Raw genomic sequence first — 19,502 nt, 5'->3', positions numbered from 1 at the left:
GAACTATTAAAATTTAGGAGTGCAAAAATGAGCTATAAAAAAGCAAATAATCTTCTGCCTGCAGAGTTGCTAGAGTTAATACAGACATATGTCGATGGTGAATATATTTATATCCCAAAAAGAGAAGAAAATAAAAAGTCTTGGGGATCAGGTACTGCTACAAGGAGAGAATTGGATTTAAGGAATTCAAATATTTACAACGATTTCTTATCGGGAATAGATACAACTACTTTAGCGGAAAAATATTATTTATCATCAAAAAGTATCCAAAGAATTATACTAAAAGAAAAGAAAGCAAATAATAAGTCAATGTGGTTATAAACTACATTGGCTTATTTTCTTTTATGAAAAAAGGATGAGGTATTTTCCAGTTATGTAGTTAAGTTATACTTTATTTAGATAGAAATCAGGAGGGAATTTAAATGAAAAATGTAATGATTAACGGCAAAAACTATAAATTAATTTCAAACTACCAGGATGATAATGAACTACGAAACCGTTTTAATTTGCTAACTCAACAAATTTATAATTTCGATTTTGAAAAGTGGTATAACAGTGGCTTTTGGAAAGAGAATTGTATTTTGTATTCACTGTTAGACAACGATAAAATGGTTTCTCATATTACAGTTAGTGTCATTGATTTTATCGTTTTAGGAAAGAAAAAACGATTTGTTCAGTTTGGTACAGTAATGACAGATGAACAATATCGCAACCAAGGGCTAAGCCGAGTACTAATGGAAACGGTTTTAGAGGAGTGGAAAGATAAATGTGATATGTTCTATCTTTTCGCTAATGATAGTGTCCTTGATTTTTACCCTAAGTTTGGGTTTGTACCTGTTGATGAATATCAAGCTTCTACAAAAATCCCTAAAATCGAAAGTCCGTATTCTATCCGAAAAATGGACATCGATAATGTGAGTGACCTAAATTTACTTTATGAAACAGCAAAGAATGCTGAAGCACAATTTGCACTTTCAATGCATGATAATGCTGGGTTAGTCATGTTCTATTGTAACTACTTTGAATTGTTCAGTTTTAAGGAAAATCTTTTCTATATACAAGACTTACATGCAATTGCGGTAGCAGATTACGAAGAAGATACATTGATTCTATATGATATTTTGGCAAAAGAAAAAATAGAAATTAAAGATGTATTAAATGCCATGGCAACAGAACAAACAAAGAGTGCAATACTGAAATTTATGCCAATCGACAGCGAAAATTATGAAGTAACTCTTTTTAAAGAAGAGGATTCAACACTTATGGTAATGGGGGATAAAGAAGAACTATTTAAAAATAATAAGCTGATGTTCCCCATGTTATCTCATACATGAAAAGATGATTTGATCTACTCAGCCCTTGATTTAACTCATTCAGAAGGTGGTTTAACCTACTCGAAGAAGCATTTAACCTACTGGAGTAATGATTTGATCTACTCAGCCCTTGATTTAACTCATTCAGAAGGTGATTTAACCTACTCGAAGAAGCATTTAACCTACTGGAGCAATGATTTGATCTACTCAACCCTTGATTTAACTCATTCAGAGGATGATTTAACCTATTCGAAGAGATAGCACAAATTTTTAACCAATTAAGCGTTTTATGGGGGAATAAAAATGGATTTTGCAAAAATGTTGAAAGAGTTTCCAGTAATAGAAACTCAAAAAATTCGTTTAAGAAAATTAAGATTGGAAGATGCTCCTGCGTTATTAAAATATTATTCAAATGAAAATGTATATCGAAATCTTGATTGGAATGGACCAGAAACATTAGAAAGAAGTTATGAAGTTATCAAACTATGGAACAAAGGCTATGATGCAGGGTGGATTATTCGTTTTGCAATTGCAGACAAAGTCATAGATGAAATTATTGGAACAATATTTTTAAGTGAATTTGAAGGGAAAAGGGCTGAAATTGGCTATGAACTATCAGAGCAATATTGGGGTCGTGGAATAATGTCCGAAGCAGTGCATGAGGTTTTATCAATAGGATTTAACCATTTAAACTTAGTAAGAATCCAGGCATTTGTTAGTAATGAAAATATAGCTTCAAAGGTGTTATTAAAAAAATTCAACTTCAAAGAAGAAGGTTATTTAAGGAAGTTTGAATGTCATAGTGTTACTGGAGAATGTAAAGACATGTGGTTATATAGTTTGTTAAATACAGAGTTTCAAAAATGAGAGATGATTTTTAGTATTGTATAAATCTCATTGTGCCGAAAAGACTTCAAAAACAAGTGAGGAGTAGTGATAATAATGTTAGAAAAAATTACTGATAGAATTTACTATATGAAAAATAGTGATGAAACGGATAGACCAGTGTTAGGCCTTGTGATAGGTGACGATTTTTGTTTAATCGTTGATGCAGGAAATTCACCGAAACATGCAAATGAATTTAAAATAGAAATAGATAAAATGGGCTTGCCACCGGTGAAGTTTTTGGTTTTAACTCATCATCACTGGGATCATACTTTTGGTTTAAACGAATGGGATTCGATTTCCATTGCAAATAGCAAAACAAGCAATTATTTGAATATGTATAGAGGCATTAAGTATGATGATAAATCTTTAGAATTAGCAAAATCTAAGGGGATTTTTAATGACTTCTCAATAAAATGTCTTAAGGCAGAAATTACGGATAGAGAGAATTTTTTACCTGAAAATGTGAATCTATCTTTTGATGGTGAAATGAAAATTGACCTAGGTGGGGTTATCTGTGAGATACATCAAATTGTAAGTCCGCATACAGACGATTCAACAATTTTATATATTCCTGAGGAGAAGACTTTATTTTTAGGTGATTGTATTTATGGAAGAACAATACAGGGGAATAACCATTTCGATGCTAATTTACTATTTCCGATGATACAAATAATTGAAGAGTATGACGCTGAATACTACGTCTGTTCACATGAGTCAGTATGCAGCAGAGAAGAAATAGTATCCTATTGGGAGCAATTAAATCTTAGTTATGCTATTGCTAAAAGATGCTCAAGTTTAGAAGAGGGGGTAGTTGCATACAAAAAGCAGTTTGATATAGAACCTTCAAATGATATGGTCTTTTTCATGAAAAGTTTCGGCCTTAGATAAATGGATGTTTTTATCTCTCATAATATTTCTGTATTTGACTTTGGAGAGTTTTATTGGCAATAATTAACTGTGTATTTCTAATTAATAAAGCATTCAATAACTCATTGAAAAACTGTAATTACTAGAATAGAATATTCCTGATTATTAAAATATAGAGAGGAAGCATATTCTCATTGATTTTACAAAATGAACTTGATCTTATAGAAGCGATTAAAAAAGATACATGGATGATGGAGATTTTAGAAACTGTCGAACAATTAAGTTTGCCAGACTGTTGGGTTTGTGCAGGTTTTGTAAGGAGTAAAGCCTGGGATCTGCTACATGACTATAAAGAAAGAACGCAGTTACCAGATATTGACGTCATTTACTTCAATGCTGAAGAGGTGGATGAACAAATAGAAAAAAGACTCGAGCAGCAATTGTTAAGTATGAAACCTGAGGTGCCTTGGTCGGTAAAAAATCAAGCAAGGATGCATATGAAAAATGGAGTTGCACCTTTCATTTCTTCTGAAGATGGAATGGCCCACTTTACAGAAATTCCAACGGCTATTGGTGTACGTTTAAACAGGGACAAACTTGAGTTGTGCGTACCATATGGAGTAGAGGATTTGTTATCTTGTGTAGTAAAACCAACTCCTGAATTCAAGAAAGACATGCCTATGCATAATATTTATGTGAAAAGAATTGAAACTAAGAACTGGGATAAGATTTGGCCGAAATTGAAGTTGAAATACTGAAACTTTATGAGTATCTAATATTTTATTAACGATTCCCATATCTTACTGGTTCGAGCATTAGTAAAGAGTTTTCCCACTATATATAAATAAAAGTCAGATCAATTTAGCACGGTATAGGAGGTTCTAAAATGAATAAAGAAGCACAAACTTATTGGAACGAGTATTGGGGAGAACAAAATAAGCCAACATCAGTAAGTACTTGGATGTTCGGTGATACGACAGATAGGCTAGCGGAACAAGTAGTTAGCGGAGATAAAACAGCAACATGTTCTGGCCATGTTTTCTATGAGTTAAAGAATATGCCATTACCAATGATTAATGAATACGGGGTTATTTTGAATAGCGAAGAGAATCCTGTTGCAATTGTCAAAACAGTTGAAGTTTCATTAGTACCTATGAATGAGGTAACGGAAGAATTTGCAATAGCAGAAGGTGATGGTACATATGAGGAATGGAAAGATATACATGTAAAATTCTTCAGTTCAGAATTACAAAAATACGGTTTAACATTTACAGAGGATATGCTTCTTGTGTGTGAGAGATTTAAACTTATTGATATAAAAAATAGATTATGATGCTTCGATTTATTAGAATTTTAGATTTCGAATAAGATATTTGGAATGGAAATTATGGTGATTCATTATTACTTTCAAAAGGGAGCACATTTATATGTCCACATTAACGATAGAAAAAGCAACAATGAATGATGCAAAGATTTTAACTGAAATTATGAAGAAAACTTTTGACGGAGAAGTAAAAAAGTGGTTGTCAGAAGAGGAAGCCTATACAGATTATAATATTCAACCTCCAGGATATGCATCTATAGAAGTGAACAAATATATGATTAAAGAGTTGAATTATTATAAGGTTATTTTAGATGAAAACATTGTTGGAGGTATTATTATTACAGTATCGGGGAGATCTTTTGGGAGAATTGACCGTATATTCATAGACCCTATTTATCAAGGTAGAGGATTTGGTTCTAGAGCGATAAGTTTAGTGGAGAAAATGTTTTGTGATGTAAGGAAATGGGGACTTGAAACGTCTAGTCGGCAAATCAATAATCATTACTTTTACAAAAAGATGGGTTATGAAAAAACCTTCGAATCGAAAGATGAATACTATTATACAAAGCAAATAGAAATACCTGTTGATGAAGTAAATATAATTGAAAATAAAGAACTTTCAAGCATACAGTACGACAATTGTGATATGTCTAATGCCGAATATTATCAAGTAAATTTAAAAGGCAGTTCATTTAGTAATAGTAATTTGATGAATAGCAATATTAGCAATTGCAATATTAGCCATTCAAAATTTCATAATATAAATTTTAGAAATTCACTTATTGCGGATTTAAATCTTGCAAACAGCGAAATTCTTTTGGCTTCTTTAGGAGGAGTCATTTTAAAGACACAGATCTTGGAAAAGAAAATAATCCTATATTATTTGAGAGATGTGATTTGAAAGGAAGCAAATTGAGTCATTGCAATCTCAAAGATGTAGAAATACAGAATAGCGAAATCACAGGCATGAAAATAGATAACATCCAAGTAGAAGAACTGCTCGAAGCTTACTATCAAGTGAATAAAGGGTAATTATCAAATGGTATTGATGAATTTAAAACGAACATTTTTTAACTAATTCACATATAATGCAAAATGTGTTTTTTATAGCTGATTAATGTGTTTTGTATTTAATACCCTTTTGTATATACACTCTGGTGTAAAAAAATGAAGTTAGGCAAATAAATACTAAATTTCCAGAAAAATTTCTTTCGCTGTATGATAAACTTAATCTAACTAATGTAGAAAATTAGGCAAAATCACTCTAGAGTATGTGCCATTTCATTAGACATTGTATTGAGTTATTTGAATATATGTCTGAAAGGATTTGATCATGATATTGTCACAAAAGCTATTCGTAGCAACTTTAACTGCCATGTTCACTTTCTTTATTCTTCCGTTATTTTTTGTTGAAGAAAATGCAAATGACTATTTCATTGGATTTGTAGTCAGTTCAGTAACAATTCCATTCATTTTCACATTTGGATTACTTACCTCAATGTTAATTGGAAATTTTTGTCACAAATATCATCTAAAGAAAATCATAAGTTTCCTGCTTCACATTGTAAGTGGAGTAATATGTTTAATGATTTTCGCAGTCTATATTTTCATCACAGGTGGTTCACCCGAAGGATACATTCAAACGGGATTAATGATTGCGTTGTTATGTATAACAGTCTTCTTTTATATTGATATTGTCATGAAGAAAAAATCAAAATGAGCGGATTCACTATAACGTAAATATACTTATATACATAAAATAGTAAAATTTGAAACTTTTTATACTTAGATTCGTACTATACTATTAATAGATAAATTTAACAAAATTACCTTTACGGGAAAATGTTATTGTCTATTTAAAAGTTAAAAGGTGGGGTTTTTTAATGAAAAAATGGTTTTTGCCAATCGTTATGCTTCTAGTAGTGGGCGTACTTGGCGCATGTAATGCAAATGAAAAGGTTGGCGATTCAGATGTCACTGCGAAGGAACTTTATGAGAAGACATTAAAACAGCAAGAAGCTCTAAAAAGCTATTCTGCAAATGGTGATATCAAGCAAAGCATGGTGTTTAAAAACGGTGAAGAAGAAATGTCGATTGATTTACTAAGTGATATGAAAATGGATATCATTGCTGATCCGCTAAGTTCATATTTTACTTCAACAACAAAGATGAAAGATGTTAGTGCGGAAGAAGCAATGGATATTAAAATGGAAGGCTATATGACAGATAAAGGCTTCTATATGAAAGAATCAACATTAAATCAATGGATGAAGATGCCGAAAGAGCAATATGATGTAGTTTTAGGTTCTTATAAAGAGCAATCTGATCCTTCAGAGCAACTGAAAAAGCTTAGTGAATTTGTGGAGGACTTTAAAGTAGATACGGAAGGCGACAAATACGTGTTAACTTTAAAAGCTGAAGGTGAGAAATTTACAAAGTTCATCAAAACTGAAGTAGAAGCTCAACTTGAGCAAATGGCACAAGGTGCTGAAAAACCAGCAATTGATGACATGAAGTTCGATGATGTTGAGTATGTAATCTACATTAACAAAGACAACTACAATATCGAACATATGAAAACAATTATGAATATGACGATGAAAGTAGAAGGCAATGAAGTGAAGATGAAAACAGACACTGACTTAAAACTAAGCAACTTCAATAGTGTTAAACCGATTACCGTACCAAAAGAAGTAACTGAAAAAGCACAAGAGATGTAAAAGAAACCGGTTGTAGCTGAGAAGCTATGACCGGTTTTTTTGTCCAGTGTCTCGATACTTATAACGATCTATACAGTTCTGTTCAATTTGATTTCAAACTCAGGATCTGTGACATACTCCATATATTTAATATTTCCATCGAAATTCAAATAGGTTTCATAACGAGTTCGAAAAGCCGTTTTCGTAAAATACTCCATTACTGTGTCCTTAGCAACCCAGCAGCTTTCTGATGTTTCTTCTGAAATAGCTAACTCCCCACCAACTGGTTTGCACCTAAAATCTAGCATTAATTTTGTAGGAACGTCAGTGATTCCGTCATACCATTTATGAGTGCTTGTATTTGAATAAACACCGATTAAGTTTGATACAGTAATATCAATTCCACTTTCTTCTTTTACTTCTCTAATTAAGGCATCCATTAGATTCTCCCCAATTTCTACTTGTCCACCAGGAAAAACCCATCCACCGTGAATCGTTTTTACTAAAAGAATATTGCCATGTTCATCTTCAACAATTCCACCTACAGCAACAATATGAGTTGGCATTTCCATTTTTTCCACCTCCATATATCATAAATAAAATTCTTATTAAGCCTGTATTTATTGAGTATATATGAATTTTTGATTATATGTAAAATGTTATAAAAAAGTTATAAATTAGATAATATGATAAAATTATATATAAACATTAAGTTATTTTCCTTTTATATTAGTAATTTCATTTTGTGGAAAACAAAATTTTAGAACTTTTATAGAAACTTAAAAAAGAGGTGATTTATTTATGAAAAAAACGGCGGTTTTATTATATCCACAATTTAGCGAGTATGAATTGACGACAGCTTTATCTATTCTAATGCAAGGTGGCAAATCCATTTCTGTAATTGCACTAACAAAGGAAGGTGTAAAAGGGGAGGCAGGTCTAACTTGTGTTGCTGATGAGACAATAGATCAAGTAAACTATCAAGAATTTGATAGTCTGATACTAACTGGATGTATGGATATAGCAAGTGTTGTTGAAAATGAAAAATATATAGAGTTTGTTCAAGAAATTGCTAACCAAGAAAACTTTATTATTGCCAGCATTTCAAGTTCCCCGATGTTACTCGCAAAAGCAGGGTTATTAAAAGGGAAAAAATACACAGTTGGATTACTGGAAGAACATAGAGAGCAATGCGGATTATTTCATGATGCGAACTATGTAGAAGATCTAGTCGTTCAAGATGGCAATGTAATAACAGCTTGGGATTCTGGCTTTATCAAGTGGGGAGCACAATTTGGTAAGGCGGTTAAAGTTGAATTTGAAGAGGCATGGTATAGAGATTAAATTGTTATTTCAATAAAGTATCGTTATTTTCAATTTAAATGCTATGGGGGCTAATTTATGACGACAAAAATACTTTTCGCTTCAAATAAATTAGGAGATATTACGAATGAACAATTACAACAAATGCTCAATCAACACAATTTAGGTGAACTTATTTCTGCTATAAAAACTGATAATGGTGCAATGGGTCAGACAATGTTTGTACATTCCTCTAAAGGTGAGTTTGTTTTGAAAGGTAATCCACTATTTCCCGGGCAATTTGAAGAGGAACAATTTTTTGTGAATAATATATCGAAATGTATTGATGTAACTGTTCCCACACCTTATTTCATAGGTACTACTAATTCGCTTTTTGGTTGGAGTTATGCTATTATGCCACGACTAAAAGGGAAGCATTTGAACGATATAGAAGTAGCTGATAAGTTGATGAGTGAAGATAAAAAACAGATTGCAGAAAGTATGGCGAACACGCTAATGCAATTTCATAGTTGGAGAGTTGATGTATGCGGAGAGTTTGATCCAAATACTAATAGTTTAAAAGAATTCGAAGAGGGTTATACAAGGTGGCTATACGATAGAATTATTTATTGGGTAGAAGATGCCAGAAAGTATTCTGAAATAACACTAGATGATATGAAATGGGTTGAAAATGTTTTACAACAAGCTCTTAATGCTTTTGATCAATTTAATACACCAACATTTGTCATGGGTGATTTTAAGCCCGGTAATTTTTTGATTCACGATGTAGAAGGGGATTGGAAAATAAGTGGAGTATTCGATTTTACTAATGCCTATTTTGGTGACCCTTTAGCTGATTTGATAAAAATTATTACAATGTACATAGATTATGATGAATTAGATGAGGCAAAGCATTTCTTGAAAATATATATTGCTAAAACTGATAAAAAAGAGGGAATTATACAACGTTTAAAAGTACATATGCTTATGCAAAGAACATTAGATTGGGGCTGCGCAAAGGCTATTGGTGCGGTTACTTGGGATATGAATATGTCATTTTCCGTTTGGGCAGAACATTATTTGAAAACGCTGGAGGACATTATTAGAGGGATTGAATGAAGAAAGTCGATAAATTGGGTTTGTAACTACCATTTCAATAACTGAAAAACAAAACAGGTAGGATATATATTTCTAATGTAATAATAGTAAAACAATTTTATTAGGAAGTTAATAATTTGTGAAAATGGAGGGGGGAGTTATGAGGGGCTTTAAAAATCTGTTCATTATTTCTTTGTTAACTATGCTATTATCCGCTTGTAACAACTTTAGTTCAATTAAAGGTTGTCCTGATGCTGTAATTGAATGGATTGATATAGTCATGATTAATGATATAAAATACCAACATCATTTTACTGAGCCATCAGATGAGGTTACTACTATATCAATTGAAAATGGCCAAGAACTAGGTAAAGTAACATATAAGATGGCTGATAGTGCATGTAGTAATCATAAGATGAAAAATGGGGATGCAACATTTTTAGAAGAAGGTACACCTATTTATGGAATCAAAGGATATTCGACTTCACTTGTTGTTGTGGCAAATGACAGGGTATTTGTAGCAGATACAAATATAAAGGTAAAAACCGCGGGCGAACTACAACCGATGGGTGAGTTAGTGAAAAATATTTATTTTGAAAGCACTCAAGATGGAAGTAGAGTACACACATTCTCACAAGCTTCTAAAAAAAGATTTCTAGATGCTTGGCCAGAATTAAAACTAAATGATATACAAACTTTAAATAAAGACGGAAAAATGGATGGAAATCCAATATTTATGGAGATTGAACTTAAGAACGGAGTTACCTTTAGAGAGGTTTATTGGGCTGATTTTAATATTTTCAGTAATGGAGTAATTGGAAACGAGGAATTAAAAGAAGTTATTGATTTTGAATTATCAAATTTAACAAAGTAATATACGATAATAAATTGATATTGCAGATAAATATGTAGTGAAAGTAGATCTACTTCAACAAGAAGTTTAGTTTATGATTTCTCAGTATGGAATGTAGGAATATTAACTTCTGATATAATTTAAAATAAAAAAGGACCACCCAAACTGAAACTTGGGTGGTCCTTCTTTAATATATAACTAAAAAGGAAGTTAATATACTTACGGGTGAGTTTTGATTTGTTTAACTTCCTTAAATCTAAGTATTGATAACACTTAAATCTAAATGTCTTTTTATATAGTTTTTATCAAAACTTAATCCGAAACTTTTTAGCATCAGCAACCTTTTCTTCATTTTCATCAAATACATCACTCGTTGTAATTTCAATCCATTCTAAGTTTGTTTTTGTATCAACGATGAATCCCAAATTGCCTTTCTTAGATGCACTACCTTCAATTTCTTCATTTAAGTTTTCTAAGTAAATGTCCTGATCCCAAGTAATTTTCTGACCTGTATTTGTTTCAATCATAGCAATTGGTGCGAAGTTTACTTTATCGTTTGAATTGTTCTTTATCTCTACAAAGAGCTTCACAAATTCAAATTCCTCATCATGAGTGAGGGCGTGGAAATAGTCGGTAAGACTATAATCAGGGAATAGGTGGATTAGCTTTGTGTCTTTCACTGTTAATTTGATATCTCCAACATTGATTGTTTGTTCTTCTAGGTTGATTTTTTGTAATGTTGCTTCACCTTTTGCATCTTTAATGGATTGTCCGACTGTAAGTAATGTGCGGTCATCAGGTACTTGTGGATTTGCTCCATACCCATCGAGGTAATTGCTTTCTATTTCTTGAGCCAAAGCAGGGGAGCTAGTACTGAAATCTTTGTCGGAGCAGCCAAATAATAAGGATGATAAAAGTAAAAAGCCGAGTGATTTTTTCATTTTCAAACCTCCAATTAATAGAAGAAAGGGCTAACGGTAGGAGTGTCAGCCCTTTCTCAAAATTATTTTATTTATCTTTGATAACTGTTTTGTTTTTCTTTTTATCTTTCTCTAAAATTTTGAAGATAATTTTAGCGTTGTCTGTGTTGTCAATTTGTCCAGCAAATTTGCTTGATGATGGACCATATGCGTAGACAGGAACATCTTCGCCCGTATGACCACCAGTTGTCCAACCAGTGTTTGAACGAGTATCGAAGATTTTCTCAATGGCATTGTCGATATCAATTTCTTTTTTTGCTGTTGCATCTTTTACTGATTGAATTTCTTCAGCTGTCAAATCAAGCTTAATATATTGTTTTAAAGTTTGTTCAACGTCAGCACCATTTGCAATTTTGTTTGCCATGAAATCCGGTGTGCGTTTAGCAGCTTTGATTGGAGCGGCGAACCAGTTGTAATCACCATTTGCACCAATTGTGAAGCCACCAGTTGAGTGGTCAGCTGTTGCAACGACTAATGTATGCTTGTCTTTTTTAGCAAAGTCGATAGCTGCTTTGAATGCTTTTTCGAAATCTTCCATTTCACTCATTGCTCCAACAATGTCGTTATCATGACCAGCCCAATCGATTTGGCTACCTTCCACCATTAAGAAGAACCCTTTTTTGTTTTGCTTTAAACTAGAGATGGCAGAGTTCGTCATATCTGCAAGGGAAGGTGTCTCAGCTTTACGGTCAATCATTTTATCCATGCCGCCAGTTGCGAATAAGCCAAGAACCTGTTTGTTTTTATTCTTTTGTAAATCTTTTTTCGTTGTCACATAGTTAAAGCCATCTTTTTTAAATTCTTTTACAAGATCACGGTCTTCGCGGATAAATAGTGATGAACCGCCACCAAGCAGAACATCGACTTTGTGCTTGCCGTTAATGAGTTCATCGTAATAGTCATCTGCAATGCCGTTCATGTTTTTTCGACTTGGATCATGAGCTCCGAATGCAGCTGGTGTTGCATGAGTAATTTCTGAAGTTGCTACAAGACCGGTTGCTTTGCCCATTTCTTTTGCAGATTCTAAGACCGTCTTCACTTCTGATTCATCATTATCTACTGCAATAGCATTGTTGTATGTTTTAATACCTGCTGACATTGCCGTTGCAGCAGATGCAGAGTCTGTTACGTTTTCTTTTGTGTCTTCTGGATACGTCATTTGTTGCCCAACTAGATATTTATCAAATACTGTAGGACTGACAAATTTTGAGTTCGGGCTGTTTTTTAAGTAGCGATAGGCTGAAGTGTATGAAACACCCATGCCATCTCCGATAAGGAAGATAATATTTTTAATTTCGGGTTCTTTTGGTGCTGCGGATTTTGCTTGCGCCTCAGAAAAAGGTACTCCTAGGCTACTAATCGCCAGAGTAGATACAGCAGCAAACGCAAGTAATTTCTTCTTAAAATTCTTGTTCATTAATATTATTCCTCCTAAACTTTGGTATATCTAAAATATACAGGAACAGTTTTATGGAAGTGTTATCGCCATGTAAGAGATATGTAAATCATTTGTAAGGAATAGATTAACTATCATCGCAAAACTGTTAATAATTTTTCTTTAGTATGTTCAAAATCGGTGTATTTATGAGAATTTCAATTCAAGAGTATTTATTATATAAGTGGAAAAATTCTAGCGTTTTTATTTTAATAATCAACGCATAATAAAGAAATTAAATATAAAATAATTTGGTGATTGTTTTTGAATGAAAATGATTGATTTTGATTTTTTGTTGTACTATAATGAACTCGTAAAGCGAATACATGAACAAGAAGAGGATGTAAGGTTATAATAACAGCGGTAAATTATCGCTTTTAAGAGCAATACCATTGAAGCTAACATTGAAGCTAATTCATGAAGGAGCAAGTTCATTCGTATTCAAAGATTGATAAATGTAATAAGCAAGAAAAATCATTCAAAAACCTTCATTATTAGCAAGTTTGTTTTAATAGATACAAAACCAGTTAGTCCTCGTGGTCATACAATTGTAAACGCATTACTACAACAAGTTATTAAAAAATGGATTACTACTCAAATTGTTTGCTAGTATTTGGAAACGAATATACCAAGTAATCCAGAGCATAATTACTTAATGATTGGAAAATACAAAAGTCGAATTGATGTTAAATAATTTATAAGGAGATTTTAAAATGAAAAAAACTTACAAAATTACAAGCCCAGATGGTTTACATGCAAGACCAACAACATTATTAGTAACTGCGGTGACATCTTTTGAATCTGAAGTATCTTTGACTTACAAAGATAAGACTGTAAATTTAAAATCAATTATGGGTGTTATGGCTCTTGGGATTGCATCAGGTTCTGTAATGGAAGTTTCTGCGGAAGGTCCGGATGCTAAAGAATTACTAGATAAAGTAACTGAAGTAATTATTTCTAATGGGATTGGTGTAGAATGCTAGAAATAAACGGGATTGCTGTTTCAAATGGCATCGCCGTAGCTAAAGCTTATTGCTTAAAAGAGCCTGATTTGTCTTTTGAAAAAGTTAAAGTTACGGATATAGATGCTGAAAAGAGTAGACTAAAAGAGGCTTTTAAAAAAGCTAAATTAGAATTAGAAGAAATTCGTGAAATTGCTCTTAGAAAATTCGGGGAAGAAAAGGCTGCTATTTTTTCAGCGCACCTATTGATACTAGGAGATCCAGAAATACTGGGAGCTATTGAAGCGAAAATCGAAGATGGATGGAATGCAGAATTTGCCTTACAAGAAACGTCCAATATGTATATTGAAATGTTTGAAGTAATGGATAATGAATATATGCAAGAACGTGCTGCGGATATTCGTGATGTTTCAACTCGATTACTATCACACTTATTAGGTATTGAGATTCAGGATTATAGCCGTATATCAACAGACGTAATAATCGTTGCTGAAGATTTAACACCTTCTTTAACGGCTCAATTGGATAAAACATATGTTAAAGGCTTTATTACTGATATTGGTGGTAGAACTTCGCACTCTGCTATTTTAGCAAGAACAATGGAGATTCCTGCTATTGTAGGTACTAAAACGGCTACGAGAGATATCGTGCAAGGGGCTCCAGTAATTATTGATGGCACGAGTGGCAAGGTTATTATGAATGCTACTGAAGAAGTACTCAATGAATATATGGAGAAACAGAAAAAGAGCGAAGAGGAAAGACAATTACTTGAGCAGTACCGTTTTTTAGAGAGCGTAAGTGCTGATGGCCATCATGTTGAAATCGCTGGAAACATCGGAAAACCAGAAGATGTTGAAATGATTATTGAAAATGGTGGAGATGGAATCGGTCTATTCCGTACAGAATTCTTGTATATGGATCGTCAGGAATTACCGAATGAAGAAGAACAATTTACTGCTTATAAAACTGTTCTTGAAAAAATGCAAGGCAAGCCGACAGTTGTTCGTACATTAGATATCGGGGGAGATAAAATCCTCCCTTATTTAAAGCTAGATCATGAGATGAATCCATTTTTAGGTTATCGTGCTATTCGTCTATGTTTGGACAAGCAGGACATTTTCCGTACGCAATTGCGTGCCCTATTAAGAGCCAGCATTTACGGCAATTTGAAGGTAATGTTCCCGATGATTGCAACAGTAGAAGAGTTCAGAGAAGCAAAAGCTTTGTTATTAGAAGAAAAACAAAAGCTAGTAGTGGAAGGAATTCCTGTATCTGAAACGATTGAAGTAGGTATGATGGTTGAAATCCCATCTGCTGCAGTGATTGCTGATTTATTTGCACAAGAGGCAGACTTCTTATCTATAGGAACGAATGATTTAATTCAATATACTTTAGCAGCAGATCGCATGAATGAAAAGGTGTCATATTTATATCAACCTTATCATCCTGCCATTATACGACTTGTGAAAACAGTAATTGAGGCTGCTCATCAAAACGGTAAATGGGTAGGTATGTGTGGTGAAATGGCTGGAGATGAAATAGCCATTCCAATCTTGTTGGCGCTAGAATTAGATGAGTTTTCAATGAGTGGGCCATCTATCTTAAATACACGTGCACAAATTGCCAAATTATCGAAAACGGAAATAGCAGTGCATCTTGAACAAATTTTATCGTTAACGACTGCGAATGAAGTAGAAGCTTACGTGAAAAAGAATTTATTGAAATAGACTAAAATAATGTTAATACCAATCGGACTGTAGATAAACTTGACGAATTTCGAGTTTGCCTACAGTCTTTTTTGCAATCTGAAGGGACTTACAATTGAAGAGAAGATAAATTTTAAGTCTAAGTGAAAATTTTACAGCGGTATTACAGCGTTTTTATTTTGAGCATCAACACATAATAAAGAAAATTGAGAGTGGTATTTTATGATTGTTTTTGAATGAAAATGATTGATTTTGATTTTTTCTTGTATTATAATTAAGACATAAAGCGAATACATGAATAAGAGGGTGTAGGGTTATAATAACAGCGGAACGTCATCATATTATTTTAGATTTATTAAGTCGTAATGGTGTAGTTGACTTGCAGAACCTAGTACAAAGAACGAAATCATCTGACTCAACAATAAGACGAGATTTAGCACTTTTAGAAGAACAAGGACTTTTAAAGAGAATTCACGGAGGAGCAACTCTTCCATATTCAAAGATTGATGAACCTAATATTCAAGAGAAATCATCCAAAAACCTTCACGATAAGCAACTAATTGCAGAAGCTGCGGCAAGTATGATTCGTGATGGGGATTGTATTTATCTAGATGCAGGAACGACTATTTCAGAGATGATTCCGTTTTTAATTAATAAAAAAATAGCAGTCGTAACCAATGGTCTAATGCATGTTGAAGCATTAACTTCAGCAAATATAACGACTTATGTAATAGGCGGAAGAATAAAAGCTAACACTAAAGCGATTGTTGGTTCTGTGGCACAAGAGAATTTAAAGCAGTATAGATTTGATAAGTGTTTCTTAGGCATGAACGGTATAGATATAAAGTTTGGATTTTCAACTCCTGATCCAGAAGAAGCAGTTCTGAAGAAACTTGCAATAGAGTTAGCTGAAGAATCATTTGTTTTAGCAGATAAAAGTAAGTTCAAAGAAACCTTCTTTGCAAAAGTAGCGGAGATTGAAAATGCAAGTATTATAACAACGAATCTGGATAATGAAGCAATGAAAAAATTCGAAGAAAAAACAAACATGAAGGTTGTGACATCATGATTTATACAATTACACTGAATCCATCCATTGATTTTATCGTTGAGGTGGATGATTTTCAAATTGGTCACTTAAATCGAATTGATCGTGAGAGTAAATTTCCAGGTGGAAAAGGAATTAATGTCTCACGTGTTCTAAACACGATTGACGAACCATCTAAAGCATTAGGTTTTTTAGGAGGCTTCACAGGAGGATTCATTCAAAATTCGTTAGAAAGTGAAGGAATTCATACTGATTTTGTAAAAGTAGAAGAAGACTCACGGATAAACATAAAGCTGAAGACAGGGGAAGAAACTGAGATTAATGGTCAAGGACCTACTCTGACAGAAAAAAACATTCAATATTTATTTGAGAAGTTAGAAGCTTTACAAGAAGGAGATATTCTGGTCTTAGCAGGTAGCATACCCCCTTCGCTACCAAAAACATTTTATTCAGATTTAACGAGAAAGTATAGTAAACGTGGAGTGAAAGTAGTTGTTGATGCAGGTGGTAAAGTCCTTGCAGAAGTATTAAAAGATAAGCCCTTTTTAGTTAAGCCGAATCATCATGAGTTAAGTGAATTGTTCGGAGCAACAATTCGCACTGTTGAAGAGGTAATTCCTTACGGTAAAAAGGTAGTAGAAATGGGAGCTGAAAATGTAATTGTTTCTATGGCTGGTGATGGGGCTTTGCTATTTACAAATGGGGAAGTATACAGTGCAACCGTTCCAAAAGGGAAAGTACTTAATTCTGTAGGAGCTGGTGACTCATTAGTAGCAGGGTTTATTGGGACATATTCGAAAGACCAAGACTTTATTAAAGCATTTCAAGTTGCTGTCGCAACAGGAAGTGCAACTGCTTTTAGCCAAGATTTAGCAACGAAAGAGAAAATTGATTCTTTATTGGATCAAGTAACTATCAAGAAAATATAGGTTAGGTGGTTAATTATGAAAATTACGGATTTATTAAAAAAAGATACCGTTATTATCGATTTAGCTGCTACTAGCAAACCTGCAGCTATTGAAGAAATGACTAAGAAATTAGATGAAGCTGGTCGTTTAAACAGCTTGGCTGGATATAGAGAAGCAATTTTAAAGAGAGAATCTCAAAGTACTACAGGTATTGGGGAAGGAATTGCAATTCCTCATGCGAAAACAGATGCGGTAAAAACTCCATCAATATTATTTGCAAAGTCAGTAAATGGTGTAGATTATGAATCATTAGATGGACAACCAGCACACCTGTTATTCATGATAGCAGCAAGTGCGGGTGCTAATAATGAGCATCTTGAAACATTATCTCGTCTTTCTTCCTTATTGATGGATACTAAGTTTCGTGAAAATTTATTAGCAGCACAAACTCCAGAAGATGTTATCAATATTATCAATGCCAAAGAAAAAGAAGAAGACGGCGAAGAAGAAGTAATTGCAGAAGTTAAAGAAGATGAAAAATTAATTCTAGCGGTAACAGCATGTCCTACAGGTATAGCTCATACTTATATGGCAGCAGATGCATTGAAGGCGAAAGCGAAAGAAAGAGGAATTGCGTTTAAGGTTGAAACGAATGGTTCAACAGGTATTAAAGGTGCATTAACGGCGGAAGAAATTGAAAAAGCAACAGCGATCATCGTTGCGGCTGATAAGCAAGTTGAAATGGACCGTTTTGCAGGTAAGCATGTCATTAAAGTTCCTGTTGCAGCAGGTATCCGTAAAACAGATGAGTTACTTGATCGTGCTTTACAGCAAGATGCACCTATTTATAAAGCAACGGCTGAATCTACTGGAACTACTGAAGCAGCAACATCTGAAGGCGGATTTAAAGAATATTTTTATAAACCATTGATGAATGGTATTTCTAATATGTTACCATTTGTTGTTGGTGGTGGTTTGTTAATTGCTTTATCATTTTTAATTGGTGGTATTAACGCGGAAGGGACATTTGCAGAAGCTCTAAATACAATAGGTGGTGGTAATGCCTTTGCATTACTCATTCCTGTACTTGCTGGATTTATTGCTAGGGGTATTGCAGATCGTCCTGGTTTAGCACCAGGTATGGTCGGTGGTTTCCTAGCGGCGTCAGGCGGTGCTGGATTCCTAGGTGGTTTAGTTGCTGGTTTTTTAGCAGGTTATGTAGTAATTGGATTGAAGAAACTCTTCTCACATTTACCTCAATCATTTGAAGGGATTAAGCCAGTTTTATTATATCCATTCTTTGGTATGACAATTGTCGGCTTAATTATGATTTTTGTTGTTAATACACCAGTGAAGTTTGTGATGGACGGATTAACTACTTGGTTAAATGGTTTAACAGGAACAAACATCGTATTATTAGGGATTATTCTTGCAGGTATGATGGCTGTAGACATGGGCGGACCAATTAACAAAGCTGCTTTTACATTTGGTATTGCCATGATTGACGCAGGAAATTATGCACCTCAAGCAGCTGTAATGATCGGTGGTATGGTTCCACCACTAGGTATGGCTCTTGCAACAACATTCTTTAAAAATAAATTTACATTAGCAGAGCGTGATGCAGGTAAAACAAACTATGTTATGGGTCTTTCATTTATTACGGAGGGCGCAATTCCGTTTGCAGCAGCAGATCCATTACGTGTTATTGTAAGTTCTGTTATCGGTGCTGCTATCGCCGGTGGTTTAGCTTTATTCTTTGGTTGTACATTACAAGCTCCACACGGTGGAATCTTCGTATTATGGGCTGTGAAAAATCCATTAATGTACTTTGTATCTTTAGTGGTAGGTACAATTGTAACTGCAGCTATCGTTGGATTCTGGAAAAAACCAATTGAAGAAAAGATGTAAATTATAAGAAGGGGACGCCCTATTAGTTAGCTGAGCTGACTAATAGGGCGTCTTTACTTTGTTTAAACGATCAATTTAAAAAGAATAGAACAACTGTTGTTTCCAAATTAGAGTCATGATGTATAATTAAGGGAGTGGATGGTGTGCTCTTTTTAATAATGGAAAAGTAATTCCAATGACAAATGCTTCTGTATATTAATACTATAAAAAA

At 33.6% G+C, this 19,502-nt stretch carries 20 protein-coding genes and 1 pseudogene; 18 read left to right on the top strand and 3 right to left on the bottom strand.

All coding sequences use genetic code 11. The annotated features are described in order from the left end of the window. Positions 1–27: 27 nt before the first annotated feature. The 9 genes and pseudogenes from AMD00_RS04960 to AMD00_RS04920 all read left to right on the top strand — a co-directional run bounded on the left by AMD00_RS04960 (position 28) and on the right by AMD00_RS04920 (position 7,112). Positions 28–321 (top strand): CD3324 family protein, encoded by a 294-nt coding sequence (locus tag AMD00_RS04960; protein WP_053415955.1) that lies wholly within the window; start codon positions 28–30, stop codon positions 319–321. A 101-nt stretch (positions 322–422) separates the two neighbouring features. Further along, complete coding sequence (locus AMD00_RS04955; protein WP_053415954.1) at positions 423–1,334, top strand: GNAT family N-acetyltransferase; 912 nt, start codon at positions 423–425, stop codon at positions 1,332–1,334. A 282-nt stretch (positions 1,335–1,616) separates the two neighbouring features. Then, on the top strand, positions 1,617–2,180 hold the full coding sequence (locus AMD00_RS04950) for a GNAT family N-acetyltransferase (RefSeq protein ID WP_083446113.1): 564 nt from the start codon (positions 1,617–1,619) through the stop codon (positions 2,178–2,180). Positions 2,181–2,255: 75 nt separating this feature from the next. Further along, positions 2,256–3,089 carry an MBL fold metallo-hydrolase gene (locus AMD00_RS04945; RefSeq protein WP_053415953.1) on the top strand — a complete coding sequence of 278 codons (834 nt, stop codon included), beginning with the start codon at positions 2,256–2,258 and terminating at the stop codon, positions 3,087–3,089. 227 nt (positions 3,090–3,316) lie between these two features. Next, the gene (locus tag AMD00_RS04940; RefSeq protein ID WP_083446182.1) at positions 3,317–3,826 is read left to right on the top strand and encodes a nucleotidyltransferase family protein; all 510 of its coding nucleotides are present in this window, start codon (positions 3,317–3,319) and stop codon (positions 3,824–3,826) included. Between the two features lie 128 nt (positions 3,827–3,954). Next, a complete protein-coding gene (locus AMD00_RS04935; protein WP_053415951.1) occupies positions 3,955–4,401 on the top strand; it encodes an ASCH domain-containing protein in 447 nt (148 codons plus the stop codon). Positions 4,402–4,495: 94 nt separating this feature from the next. Next, positions 4,496–5,424, top strand: a pseudogene (locus AMD00_RS04930) (GNAT family N-acetyltransferase). 301 nt (positions 5,425–5,725) lie between these two features. Then, a complete protein-coding gene (locus AMD00_RS04925; RefSeq protein WP_053415950.1) occupies positions 5,726–6,112 on the top strand; it encodes a hypothetical protein in 387 nt (128 codons plus the stop codon). 163 nt (positions 6,113–6,275) lie between these two features. Beyond that, positions 6,276–7,112, top strand: coding sequence for a DUF6612 family protein (locus AMD00_RS04920; RefSeq protein WP_053415949.1), 837 nt, complete (start codon positions 6,276–6,278; stop codon positions 7,110–7,112). Between the two features lie 68 nt (positions 7,113–7,180). Here AMD00_RS04920 and AMD00_RS04915 read toward each other — a convergent pair whose 3' ends face one another. Further along, on the bottom strand, positions 7,181–7,663 hold the full coding sequence (locus AMD00_RS04915) for an NUDIX hydrolase (protein ID WP_053415948.1): 483 nt from the start codon (positions 7,661–7,663) through the stop codon (positions 7,181–7,183). A 229-nt stretch (positions 7,664–7,892) separates the two neighbouring features. Here AMD00_RS04915 and AMD00_RS04910 point away from each other — a divergent pair, with 229 nt between their 5' ends. From AMD00_RS04910 to AMD00_RS04900, 3 genes are all read left to right on the top strand, one after another. Beyond that, positions 7,893–8,435, top strand: coding sequence for a DJ-1/PfpI family protein (locus tag AMD00_RS04910; RefSeq protein WP_053415947.1), 543 nt, complete (start codon positions 7,893–7,895; stop codon positions 8,433–8,435). Positions 8,436–8,492: 57 nt separating this feature from the next. Next, positions 8,493–9,512 carry a phosphotransferase family protein gene (locus tag AMD00_RS04905; protein ID WP_053415946.1) on the top strand — a complete coding sequence of 340 codons (1,020 nt, stop codon included), beginning with the start codon at positions 8,493–8,495 and terminating at the stop codon, positions 9,510–9,512. Positions 9,513–9,651: 139 nt separating this feature from the next. Further along, entirely contained in the window at positions 9,652–10,365 is a 714-nt protein-coding gene (locus tag AMD00_RS04900; protein ID WP_053415945.1) for a hypothetical protein, read from the top strand. 284 nt (positions 10,366–10,649) lie between these two features. Here the strand turns inward: AMD00_RS04900 and AMD00_RS04895 are convergent, their stop codons facing one another. Together AMD00_RS04895 and AMD00_RS04890 are read right to left on the bottom strand one after the other, a co-directional pair. Then, positions 10,650–11,285: a DUF4352 domain-containing protein gene (locus AMD00_RS04895; RefSeq protein ID WP_053415944.1), complete on the bottom strand. Its 636-nt coding sequence runs from the start codon at positions 11,283–11,285 to the stop codon at positions 10,650–10,652. A 67-nt stretch (positions 11,286–11,352) separates the two neighbouring features. After that, positions 11,353–12,741 carry an alkaline phosphatase gene (locus AMD00_RS04890; protein WP_053415943.1) on the bottom strand — a complete coding sequence of 463 codons (1,389 nt, stop codon included), beginning with the start codon at positions 12,739–12,741 and terminating at the stop codon, positions 11,353–11,355. A gap of 466 nt (positions 12,742–13,207) precedes the next feature. On the opposite strand from AMD00_RS04890, the gene AMD00_RS23465 reads away from it, so the two are divergent. The 6 genes from AMD00_RS23465 (at position 13,208) to AMD00_RS04865 (ending at position 19,291) form a co-directional block, all read left to right on the top strand. Continuing rightward, positions 13,208–13,369, top strand: a complete 162-nt coding sequence (locus tag AMD00_RS23465; RefSeq protein WP_169786314.1) for a hypothetical protein — start codon at positions 13,208–13,210, stop codon at positions 13,367–13,369. A 103-nt stretch (positions 13,370–13,472) separates the two neighbouring features. Continuing rightward, a complete protein-coding gene (locus tag AMD00_RS04885) occupies positions 13,473–13,742 on the top strand; it encodes an HPr family phosphocarrier protein (RefSeq protein ID WP_053415942.1) in 270 nt (89 codons plus the stop codon). Next, on the top strand, positions 13,736–15,448 hold the full coding sequence (gene ptsP / locus AMD00_RS04880; protein ID WP_053415941.1) for a phosphoenolpyruvate--protein phosphotransferase: 1,713 nt from the start codon (positions 13,736–13,738) through the stop codon (positions 15,446–15,448). Before AMD00_RS04885 ends, ptsP begins: the two co-directional genes overlap by 7 nt. 295 nt (positions 15,449–15,743) lie before the next feature. After that, entirely contained in the window at positions 15,744–16,496 is a 753-nt protein-coding gene (locus AMD00_RS04875) for a DeoR/GlpR family DNA-binding transcription regulator (RefSeq protein ID WP_053415940.1), read from the top strand. After that, the gene (pfkB, locus tag AMD00_RS04870) at positions 16,493–17,404 is read left to right on the top strand and encodes a 1-phosphofructokinase (protein ID WP_053415939.1); all 912 of its coding nucleotides are present in this window, start codon (positions 16,493–16,495) and stop codon (positions 17,402–17,404) included. The genes AMD00_RS04875 and pfkB overlap by 4 nt, the downstream gene beginning before the upstream one ends. Before the next feature lie 15 nt (positions 17,405–17,419). Beyond that, the gene (locus AMD00_RS04865; RefSeq protein ID WP_053415938.1) at positions 17,420–19,291 is read left to right on the top strand and encodes a PTS fructose transporter subunit IIABC; all 1,872 of its coding nucleotides are present in this window, start codon (positions 17,420–17,422) and stop codon (positions 19,289–19,291) included. Positions 19,292–19,502 lie beyond the last annotated feature (211 nt).

It is taken from the genome of Viridibacillus arvi (assembly GCF_001274945.1).
In the GTDB taxonomy this organism is placed as follows: Bacteria; Bacillota; Bacilli; order Bacillales_A; family Planococcaceae; genus Viridibacillus; species Viridibacillus arvi.
This window is presented reverse-complemented; position numbering and strand designations above follow the sequence as displayed.

Coding starts and splice junctions, on each gene's coding strand:
- AMD00_RS04960 (WP_053415955.1), top strand. CDS start 28: ATGAGCTATAAAAAAGCAAATAATCTTCTGCCTGCAGAGTTGCTAGAG.
- AMD00_RS04955 (WP_053415954.1), top strand. CDS start 423: ATGAAAAATGTAATGATTAACGGCAAAAACTATAAATTAATTTCAAAC.
- AMD00_RS04950 (WP_083446113.1), top strand. CDS start 1,617: ATGGATTTTGCAAAAATGTTGAAAGAGTTTCCAGTAATAGAAACTCAA.
- AMD00_RS04945 (WP_053415953.1), top strand. CDS start 2,256: ATGTTAGAAAAAATTACTGATAGAATTTACTATATGAAAAATAGTGAT.
- AMD00_RS04940 (WP_083446182.1), top strand. CDS start 3,317: ATGATGGAGATTTTAGAAACTGTCGAACAATTAAGTTTGCCAGACTGT.
- AMD00_RS04935 (WP_053415951.1), top strand. CDS start 3,955: ATGAATAAAGAAGCACAAACTTATTGGAACGAGTATTGGGGAGAACAA.
- AMD00_RS04925 (WP_053415950.1), top strand. CDS start 5,726: ATGATATTGTCACAAAAGCTATTCGTAGCAACTTTAACTGCCATGTTC.
- AMD00_RS04920 (WP_053415949.1), top strand. CDS start 6,276: ATGAAAAAATGGTTTTTGCCAATCGTTATGCTTCTAGTAGTGGGCGTA.
- AMD00_RS04915 (WP_053415948.1), bottom strand. CDS start 7,663: ATGGAAATGCCAACTCATATTGTTGCTGTAGGTGGAATTGTTGAAGAT.
- AMD00_RS04910 (WP_053415947.1), top strand. CDS start 7,893: ATGAAAAAAACGGCGGTTTTATTATATCCACAATTTAGCGAGTATGAA.
- AMD00_RS04905 (WP_053415946.1), top strand. CDS start 8,493: ATGACGACAAAAATACTTTTCGCTTCAAATAAATTAGGAGATATTACG.
- AMD00_RS04900 (WP_053415945.1), top strand. CDS start 9,652: ATGAGGGGCTTTAAAAATCTGTTCATTATTTCTTTGTTAACTATGCTA.
- AMD00_RS04895 (WP_053415944.1), bottom strand. CDS start 11,285: ATGAAAAAATCACTCGGCTTTTTACTTTTATCATCCTTATTATTTGGC.
- AMD00_RS04890 (WP_053415943.1), bottom strand. CDS start 12,741: ATGAACAAGAATTTTAAGAAGAAATTACTTGCGTTTGCTGCTGTATCT.
- AMD00_RS04885 (WP_053415942.1), top strand. CDS start 13,473: ATGAAAAAAACTTACAAAATTACAAGCCCAGATGGTTTACATGCAAGA.
- ptsP (WP_053415941.1), top strand. CDS start 13,736: ATGCTAGAAATAAACGGGATTGCTGTTTCAAATGGCATCGCCGTAGCT.
- pfkB (WP_053415939.1), top strand. CDS start 16,493: ATGATTTATACAATTACACTGAATCCATCCATTGATTTTATCGTTGAG.
- AMD00_RS04865 (WP_053415938.1), top strand. CDS start 17,420: ATGAAAATTACGGATTTATTAAAAAAAGATACCGTTATTATCGATTTA.